General features: G+C 32.3%; 7 protein-coding genes. 2 read left to right on the top strand and 5 right to left on the bottom strand.

Going from position 1 to position 9,808, the window contains the following annotated elements; translation table 11 throughout:
* Positions 1-20 precede the first annotated feature (20 nt).
* The 5 genes from FVF61_RS14115 to FVF61_RS14095 form a co-directional block, all read right to left on the bottom strand.
* A complete protein-coding gene (locus tag FVF61_RS14115) occupies positions 21-1,229 on the bottom strand; it encodes a phosphatidylserine decarboxylase (protein ID WP_148457512.1) in 1,209 nt (402 codons plus the stop codon).
* A 10-nt stretch (positions 1,230-1,239) separates the two neighbouring features.
* Positions 1,240-2,994, bottom strand: coding sequence for a hypothetical protein (locus tag FVF61_RS14110; RefSeq protein WP_148457510.1), 1,755 nt, complete (start codon positions 2,992-2,994; stop codon positions 1,240-1,242).
* Between the two features lie 91 nt (positions 2,995-3,085).
* Positions 3,086-5,155, bottom strand: a complete 2,070-nt coding sequence (locus FVF61_RS14105; protein ID WP_148457508.1) for an adenylate/guanylate cyclase domain-containing protein — start codon at positions 5,153-5,155, stop codon at positions 3,086-3,088.
* Positions 5,156-5,376: 221 nt separating this feature from the next.
* On the bottom strand, positions 5,377-5,937 hold the full coding sequence (locus tag FVF61_RS14100) for a type 1 glutamine amidotransferase domain-containing protein (protein WP_148457506.1): 561 nt from the start codon (positions 5,935-5,937) through the stop codon (positions 5,377-5,379).
* 204 nt (positions 5,938-6,141) lie between these two features.
* Positions 6,142-8,523: an arylsulfatase gene (locus FVF61_RS14095; protein ID WP_148457504.1), complete on the bottom strand. Its 2,382-nt coding sequence runs from the start codon at positions 8,521-8,523 to the stop codon at positions 6,142-6,144.
* 305 nt (positions 8,524-8,828) lie between these two features.
* Here FVF61_RS14095 and rplM point away from each other — a divergent pair, with 305 nt between their 5' ends.
* Together rplM and rpsI are read left to right on the top strand one after the other, a co-directional pair.
* Positions 8,829-9,284 (top strand): 50S ribosomal protein L13, encoded by a 456-nt coding sequence (gene rplM / locus FVF61_RS14090; RefSeq protein ID WP_148457502.1) that lies wholly within the window; start codon positions 8,829-8,831, stop codon positions 9,282-9,284.
* Position 9,285: 1 nt separating this feature from the next.
* Complete coding sequence (rpsI, locus tag FVF61_RS14085) at positions 9,286-9,672, top strand: 30S ribosomal protein S9 (protein WP_148457500.1); 387 nt, start codon at positions 9,286-9,288, stop codon at positions 9,670-9,672.
* Positions 9,673-9,808 lie beyond the last annotated feature (136 nt).

The raw sequence follows: 9,808 nt of genomic DNA, 5'->3' as shown, positions 1-9,808 counted from the left end.
TCAGGACAAGACAAATATAGTTACTTAATAATTGGTTTCATTTCACCCAAACGCTGTCCCATTAAAACAGATACCGAACTGAATACTCCTTTTTGAAACATTAACATATTTAAAGAACCTCCATAGGCAAAATAGCCAAGTTCGTCTCCTTTTTTAATTGGTACTGCTGGAGAACCTGGTGGCACCAAAGTTGATTTTTTATTTACCAAAGATGGAAACATAGCACTTATGGTATTTAGACCTACAGGAATTAAAGCTACATAACCATATTGACTGGTTTCCATGATAAAATAAGAACGATGGAAATCTTCAAAAATGCTGAAATCGGTTGTGCTTTCTCCAATATCTCCTTTGTTAAACCAATCTTCACCATCCATAATACCATTGTAAATGCCTTGAACTTCTTGAGATTCTACAATTTTACCAGTTACTGGAGCATGATATCTATGGTAGCTATTAGGCATCAATACACAAGACACGGCTGTACCACCAACAAAATGTTTGGCATATTTTGAACCATTTAAAAGCTCTATCACATTTATAAATCTTGTTTTTACTTTTAAAGGCGTTGTTAAGGTTAAATCTGATTCAATAAAATTTATTTCAGTATCTCCTGAAGCCACTGCTATAGCATCGTTTTCTGGATTTGAAATAGGTCTTGGGTTTGCAGACTTTTTTAATTCGCGAGTAAAGAATTCATTAAATGATTTAAAACCTCCTTTCGGGATTATAAAATCGTTCATATTAGCAGAAGGATCATCAAGCCAACTATCCATATACATTAAAGATTCTTTCGAATCCATAAACTTCCCACGAGCTTTAATAAATTTAACAGTCCAGTTAAAAATCTCTTTAGAATATGGTTCGTTTTTATTTTGTCTACTTTCGAAGGTATTTAAAAAATGAAATGCCGAAGGGTTATCTAAATAAAAATAAGTAAAAGGCATGATTTTACCCAAGCCTCCTGTTGGTGTTGGTAAAAATGTAAACCAATTCTCAAAATAGCTTACAAAATAATCGATGGTTTTTCCAAGCCACGGATTTGGTTTATTACTTCCATCTTGTAAAACAGGATTCACTTCAGAGATGGCCTTATTAAAAGCTTTTACGACTTCAGGATTTTTAACAATCTCTTGTAATTCCTTTATAAGCCCCTTCATTTCTGTTGTGAGAGGTGGATACATGTTTTCAAATAATTCTGGATGATTATCTTTAGATTTTTTATTCATGATGTAAGAATTAAGATGTTTTTAATTGCGCTTCAGTTATATCTATAATGGTACAAACTTCTGTAAGTGTCACAAATTCATCTGGTTCGTACATGCCATTACAAATTAAATGTGCAATAGCTGGTGGTGTGTTAAATTCTATTTTACTTGGGTCTTTAATGTATAAAGCTTTTGCTTTTTCCATGTCTTCTTTACAAGCTTCCATAAATTTTACATAAGCATCTGTTGCAGTTAAGGTTCCTGTTTTAATAATGTCATCCCAATGAGAAACAACACCAAGAAGAGCCCAAGCAGCAATAGCTTTCGGAATTGGGTCGCTTTTTATAAACTCTAAAATGCCTTTAAAGCTTTTAAGTTTTTTTAGTTCTTCATCTAAATTATTAGACGTATCATTTGTGCCTCCATATGCTACAACTAATTCTTCGAATGTAGTTTTTAAATAGTTGTCTGAATCTTTTGCTGCATAGATATTTGCATGAGCCATCATTAATTTATCTACAATAGGCATGGCATGCCATAAATAAGTTAATTTACTAATTCCCATTCGATCGTCGATGGTGTCCATAAATCCTAAAATAACTGCACTCGAAATAATTGGACCAACATCTAACATATCTGCATAGACTTGAACAATATCAAAAATAACATCGGCTGATGTTTGTGCTGCCCAACAAGTTGCCTTATTTGGTGGTAAAGGTTTTTTTCCTTTAAATGAATTTATAGTTCCAGCTATTCTGGCATTTTCATAGGCATTATATTCTTCTAAAGTAAAGGGACTAATTTGATCTGCTGTTAAACCTTGTTGTTTCCAAACTGGTTCAAAATACGTTTCATCTGTAGGTAAAAACCCTGGATCTGGTCCAATCACATTGTTATAAAATAACTTGAATTTTTCGAATAAATCTGCACCTTCAGAGGTTCCATAAACTTCTTGAAACGATGCCAAATTATGAGGCAGATTTAAAGCTATCGTTGCCACTAAGGTTTTATGAGCAGCACAATAGGTATTCCATGAATCGTCTGTATGTAAATATGTTTCATAATTAATCCAATCTCTATAGAACATAAGTGCTGTATTAATATCTACAGGTCTAAATTTAGCATGTTTATAAATCTGTGCATCTTTGCTAGGAAATTCTACTCCACTATTTAAACAAACATCTACATATCTTAAATTTTTATTTACGGTTGCTTGTGGTACACCTTTAAGTGAAATAATTTGAACGTTAGCTGGATAACCAAAAACTGTTTGATTGGCTTCGCCAGTGACACCAAATCTGTGCCAATGGTATAACATGGGAGCATTGGTTGTATAGCCTTTACCGTAATATGCACCTAGATGCGTAAAGCCCATTTCAATTTTTTCTGAAGTAGGTGCTAAAAGCTCTGTTAATTTCCCTTTATTTAATTCTGGATGAAAATAGTTTATCAATGCATAAATTGGTTCTTCTGGTTTTAAATTCATTTTTTTTCGAAGAAATTCATCTATATAATAAAAACCTGATTTATAGATTTTATCTGGTCCCATAATACTGTCATTATTACTAACAGGAACAAAGTGCATACCTACGCTACCATCATCTAATCTATATTGATAATCTTTTACTGTAAACGAAGAGCCCGTTGGCAAATCGATTTCTGTTGTGCCAAATTTATCTCTAGCAACTTTATAATTTTTTAGGGCTTGATCTGTTAATTCGAAATCGCCAGCATAGGTTGATTTGCCTTCGTCATGAAAAATTGGATTTCTGTAAGGAATAGTCATACATCAATGGATTTAATGAGGAACCAACAATTAAGAAATTGATAATTCATCTGATTATTAATTATCTAAAACATTTGAAATTTCTTAGTTTTTACTTTTTATTATTAATAAGATCTAGGTAGTATTGGGTGGCTAAATCGTCAGGAAATAGGGTTTGTACTTTTACAAATAATTTTTTTGCTTCGTTGAAAGATTCATTTTCATAACATGCAATCGCTTTTTCAAAATCTTCTTTAATTTCATGTTTTATTGATTTCATTTCTTTGGAATCTGAAGAGAACACATCATATATAGCAACGGAAATGTTCTTTCCTTTAACAGGTACTTTTCCTAAAAATCTATATTCGATATCTAAAACATCTTTTACTTCTAACAAGACATTTTCGCTTACAATAATATTTGAACTAAATATTTTAGTTAGACCTTCTAATCTGGAGGCTAAATTAACAGAATCGGAAATAACGGTTCCATCCATTCTTTCTTCTTCTCCAATAGTACCTAGCATAAGTGTTCCTGTATTGATACCTATTCCTAACTTTACTGGTGCAGAGCCAATACCATTATTTACATTATACTCCTCCAACTCTTTTAACAATTCTATAGCGGCAACCAAGGCATCTTTTGGATTGTCTGGGAATAAAGCCATAATACCATCTCCAATAAATTTATCAATAAAGCCATTATTTTTTCTTACTATAGGTCCGAATTTGTTTAATAAGGAATTAATAAAGTTGAAATTTTCCTCTGGTGTTAAACTTTCAGAAATAGAGGTAAAAGATCTAATATCAGCAAAGAATATGGTCATTACTTTAGTAACATGATCGCCAAGTTTAACATCTACGATACTTTCTTTTCCAAGGAAACTCAAGAATTCGCTAGGTACAAAGCGATTGCTGGCAATATTGATTTTTTTAATATTAGAAGATAGTTTTACAATAGAGCTAAAAGCATTTGTAAACTTGATAGACAATAAAAACGATTGGCTAAATATAAAAACAACTAACCCATAAGAAGAATAATAACCTGTGTTAATTATTTGATTATCGTATAAAATATCATTGATTACAGTGCCAACCATAATAACAGATCCAAACAAAGCGACAAAAGAACCTTCTCTTTTATTTACACATGCTCTAATAAGGATGAATAGCAAGTAACTATATAATACGAGTAAAATTAATGCGTAAGGTGTTATGAATTTAGAAGACACATTAGCTGGAAAAATTAAGCACCCAGCAAATAAAACACCTATAAGCATAAATATTTTCCCTAGAATTAGAATAGAATCTTTAGGATAAAGTTTTTGAATAAATAAAATAAATATTGGTGGACCAATAAAATATCCAATAAAGACTAGTCTGGTGTATGCTTCAAAATCGAAGTCAGGAAATAATTCAATTAAAAAAGATTCTCCTAAGCTAATAGTTCTAAACATAACCAAAAAACAAACTATACTAAAGTATAAGGTATAAATCTCTTTTTTCATTAAATAGTATAATCCTAAATGATGAAAAGCCATGATAAAAAGAATTCCTGCTAAAAATAGATCGAGTGCCACCTGTCTAGCACGAATGGCTATTAATTGTTTTTCAAGTCCTAATTTATAGGTCGCTGGAGAACCTCCTTTATCAAAAGTATAATTAGAAATTTGAACTGTAACTACTATATCGCCTTCTGGAGGACTAAAGTAAACATATAAAGGTAAGGTTTGAGCAATTGATCTAATTTTAGAATCTGCAACTTTACCGTTTTCTGCATGAAGGCTATCGTTAATCCATAATTTATAAGCAGTAAAATGGTACGGAATTCTAAGTCCTAGTTTTTCGTTTTGCAGTTTGTTTTTAATTCGCAATCTAAATGTTGCGAAACCTTCTCCTGGAAGTTCTTCATTATTATGTTGATATCCATTCCAAACACCAGGCAATTCAATATATTTATGAGATGAATTACTACTAAAATCCTTTGGTTCGAGTAATTGATTCCAATAAAACTCCCATTCACCACTTAGATTGGTTACGCCATCATGTTTAAAATCCCAATCGGTTAAATCTAATACTCCTTTTTTTACATTAACTTTTTTGTAGTTACTACAACTTGATAGCATTAAACATGCTAAAGCGAATGCTAGGTAATATTTTACAACTAATGATTTTGTGTTCACTAATAAACAGTATTTAATTAGTGCTCTTAATAGATAGGGGGAAATATTAATTACCTAATTTAGATATAATTAATCAAATAAGTTTAAAATAAGTGAATTTTTATTTTTAAAAAGAGGGTTTAAAAATTAAATCAATGTCTATAAAGTATTTTATCTGAATTTAAAGTAAATAAAAAAAGCAGGATTTATCAAAATCCTGCTTTTTAAAATTAATTCAAAGTTTAAGCGGTTTGTAATTTATGTTTCCCTTCATAAACTTCTTCAATTAATTTTGAATTAAAAGCTGGTAAATCTTTAGGTGAACGACTAGTTACCAATCCTTCATCTACCACAACTTCTTGATCAACCCAATTTGCACCTGCATTAATCATATCTGTTTTAATAGAGTTATATGAAGTTACTTTACGTCCTTTTAAAACATTAGCTTCTGCTAACAACCATGGACCATGACATATTGCTCCTACAGGTTTTTTGTTTTCAAAAAATGATTTTACAAAAGATACTGCTTTATCATTTCGTCTTAATAAATCAGGATTTATAACTCCTCCAGGTATCAATAAGGCATTATAATCACTTTGTGACACCTTGTCTAAAGTTTTATCTACTTTATAGGTATTACTCCAATTTCCATTGGACCACCCTTTAATTTCTCCAGATTCCAAAGAAACTATATGCACATCTGCCCCAGCTTCTTCTAATGCTATTTTTGGTTCTTTTAATTCACTTTCTTCAAATCCATTAGTTGCTAAAATAGCAACGGTCTTTCTATTTAAATTTTCCATTTGTAAATATTTTTTTAATTAAACTTCTTTGATATATAAACTACTTAAAACATGCGCTCATTCCAAATAACTGGAATGGTTTAACCTAGACTTAACATCTTTTGTTAAAATGATTAACATTTAAATAAAAAGCATAAGTGTGTTAAAGTAAAAAGCCCAATTTAAATTTAAATTGGGCTTTTTACTTTTTAATAAATTAGACTATTATTTTACGTCAATAACAACTTTTTTTATTTTTCCATTAAATTTATTTGAAGAACCGTAATCAGCTACTTGCGTGCCTTCATCTATTCCAACATCTGCCATATCATCTACAGAGAATATGGTCATTTGAGTTTTATCAATCCTATTTTCTGCTGATTTATTACCATCAACAATAATGGTTGCTAAACCACCTTTTCCGGGACCACCACCATCATATTTAAAATCCATAACAATTTTGTGTTTTCCAGATTTAAGTTTTTCAGTTGCTTTAACTGTATAAGATTCTAAACCTAAAAAATTATACGTAAAAGCTGGAATACCATTCTTTATGTATAGTGAAAAGCCACCAAAACGTCCTCCTTGACATACTAAAACACCATTCCCATTATTATCTACTTCCACATCAGCAGTTATAGAAAACGATACATTGTGAGTGTTTATAAAAACATCTGGTGCCATGCCTCTCATACCTTCTCCTAATATAAGCTGTTTACGACCATCCATAAGCGTTGGTCTTCCTACTGCTGATGCCGTCAATCTAACAAACAACCTGTCATCTATAGGTAATACATGATATTTTTCAGCCTCTTTCATAAAAAGTTCTTGGAGTTCTTTAAGTTTTTCAGGGTGTTTATCAGCCAGATTATTAGTTAAAGCAAAATCTTCTTGCTCGTTATACAATTCCCAAATATCTTCTTGTAAGGTTCTTAAAGGTTTTGCTCCCCAAGGCGTTTTATGTATTACTCTGGCTAACCAACCATCGCTATAGATACCTCTGTTTCCAAACATTTCAAAATATTGCACTTTATGCTGTTCTTCAGCATCCTTCTCATTAAATGTATAAACCAAACTGGTTCCTTCTATTGGGTTTTGTTTAATACCATTTACAACTTTTGGTGCAGGAACGCCTACAATTTCATAAACTGTTGGTGCAATATCATTCACATGGCTAAACTGTTCACGAATCTCTCCAGTTTTTGTAATACCTTTTGGATAATGAATAACCATTCCATTTCGTGTACCACCAAAATCTGAGGCCACTTGTTTGGTCCATGTAAAAGGCGCATCTAATGCTACTGCCCAACCAGCTGCCATGTGAGGATAGGTACTTGGACTTCCCCATTCATCATAATGTTCTAACATATCATCAACTGTTTCTGGTATTTGATTGAAATACGTCATTTCATTAAACATTCCATTCATTCCACCTTCTGCACTCGTACCATTATCTCCTGCTATATAGATAAATACGGTGTTATCCATAACGCCTAAATCTTCAATAGCCTCTTTTAAACGTCCAATCTCATAATCCGTTTGTTGTGCAAATCCGGCATATACTTCCATCTGACGTGAAAACAATTTCTTCTCCTTGTCTGTCAAATCTTCCCAGTCTTTTATATCCTTTGGCTTTGGAGCTAATTTTGCGTCTTGAGGTATGATTCCTAATGCTTTTTGTCTTTCAAAAGTTTCTTGTCTCATCACATCCCAACCTGCATCAAACTTTCCTTTGTTTTTATCAATCCATTCTTGTGGTGTATGATGTGGTGCATGTGTTGCTCCTGGAGCATAATACATCATAAATGGTTTTTCTGGCGTCATTGCTTGCTGAAAACGAACCCAAGAAATAGCTTGATTCGTCATATCTACCGTAAAATGATAATCAGAATCTTTTGGTGTTTCCATCATGGTAACACCATCATAGATTAATGGCGCCCATTGGTTGGTTTCTCCTCCAAGAAAGCCATAAAACTTTTCAAAACCAGAATGTGCCGGCCATTGTGTTTGGGGCCCGGATACGGATAATTCCCATGGCGGAACACCATGACATTTCCCAAACATAGCTGTATTATAACCATTTTGAAGTAATACTTCTGGCATTGGTGTTATAGATTGTGGCCTAATGGCATCATTTCCAGGAAATGATGTTGCTGTTTCCGTAATAGAACCCATATTTACCGAGTGGTGATTGTAGCCAGTCATTAGTGCAGATCGTGTTGGCGCACATAAAGCGGTAGTATGAAAACGATTATAACGCAATCCGTTATCAGCAAGTTTATCCATTGTTGGCATTTCAATTGGGCCTCCAAAGGCATTAGTAACTCCAAAGCCCATATCGTCTATTAAAACAATAACAACATTTGGTGCTCCTTTTGGTGCTTTTACCTCAAAACGAGGTGGTGCTTTTACATCTCTTACATCCAATTCTGTATAAAAAGGACGTTTGGGCCTAACAATTGGTAATACGGTTCTATCGTATTCACCTGTACTTGCAATAGCTTTCGATTGTTCAGTTTCTACGGAATCTGTCTTTTCTTTACAGGATGCTAAACAAAGTCCAATAGCTAAAATCCCCAAGACCGTATAAGACCATTTTAAATTCATATTTTTTTGGTTTAAAAATTACCCAATAAAGATACATTATTAATATTAATTTAAAACAGTTAAAAAAAAATATAACTCATTTATTTTTAACTACTAACAAATGAATATATAAAAACTGATATAAGTATTTGTAAATAATGTACTACAGCTAAAATTATGATTTTTAACTCAAAAATAAGACCCATAAAAGATATTAACAGAGTTATTAAAAATATCTTACTACACTATTTGGTAATCAAATATATAATCGTAAATTTGCAAACTCTTTTAAAGAGAGGAATGTTTAATTAGAAAAATTAATAAGTGTGGACACATTAAGCTACAAAACAATTTCAGCAAACAAAGCTACTGTTAATAAAGAGTGGGTTTTAGTTGATGCTGAAGGTCAAAGCCTAGGTCGTTTGTCTTCTAAAGTTGCAAAACTTTTAAGAGGTAAACATAAGCCTAACTTCACACCACACGTTGATTGTGGAGATAACGTTATAGTTATCAATGCAGAAAAAATCAACTTAACAGGAAACAAGTGGAACGATAAAACTTACATTCGTCACACAGGTTATCCAGGTGGTCAAAGAAGTTTATCTGCTACAGAAATGTTTGGAAAAGATCCAGCAAGATTAGTAGAAAAATCAGTAAAAGGAATGTTACCTAAAAACAAATTAGGTGCAGATTTATTCCGTAATTTAAATGTTGTTGTTGGCACAGCTCATACTCATGAAGCTCAAAAACCAAAAACAGTTAACCTAGAAGAATTCAAATAACATGGAAGTAATTCACAAAATTGGCCGTAGAAAGACGGCTGTTGCTCGTGTGTATGTTGCAAAAGGAAAAGGTAACATCACGATTAATAAAAAAGACATGGCTGTTTATTTTCCTACTGCTACCTTGCAGTACAAAGTAAACCAACCTTTAGCTATGACTAACAATGATGGCAACTTTGATATTACAGTAAATGTATATGGAGGTGGTATTACTGGTCAAGCTGAAGCAATCCGTTTAGCATTATCTCGTGCAATGTGCGAATTAGATGCAGAAAACAGATTAACTCTTAAACCAGAAGGTTTATTAACAAGAGATCCAAGAATGGTTGAACGTAAAAAATTCGGTCAGAAGAAAGCTCGTAAGAAATTCCAGTTCTCTAAACGTTAATACCAAAATTGCTGAATTAGTTTTCAGCGTAAAACAAAAAATTAAACTAGTTATTGTTGTCCTAGTCCAAAAGACAGGATTTAGTTTAGCATCTAAATGATTCAGGCGAATTGAAAAACGACCACTAAATCATTGC

Origin of the sequence: Xanthomarina maritima (assembly GCF_008084905.1) — a bacterium.
Lineage (GTDB): Bacteria > Bacteroidota > Bacteroidia > Flavobacteriales > Flavobacteriaceae > Xanthomarina > Xanthomarina maritima.
Note: the sequence above shows the minus strand (reverse complement) of the source record. Positions and strands in the feature narration are given on the sequence as shown.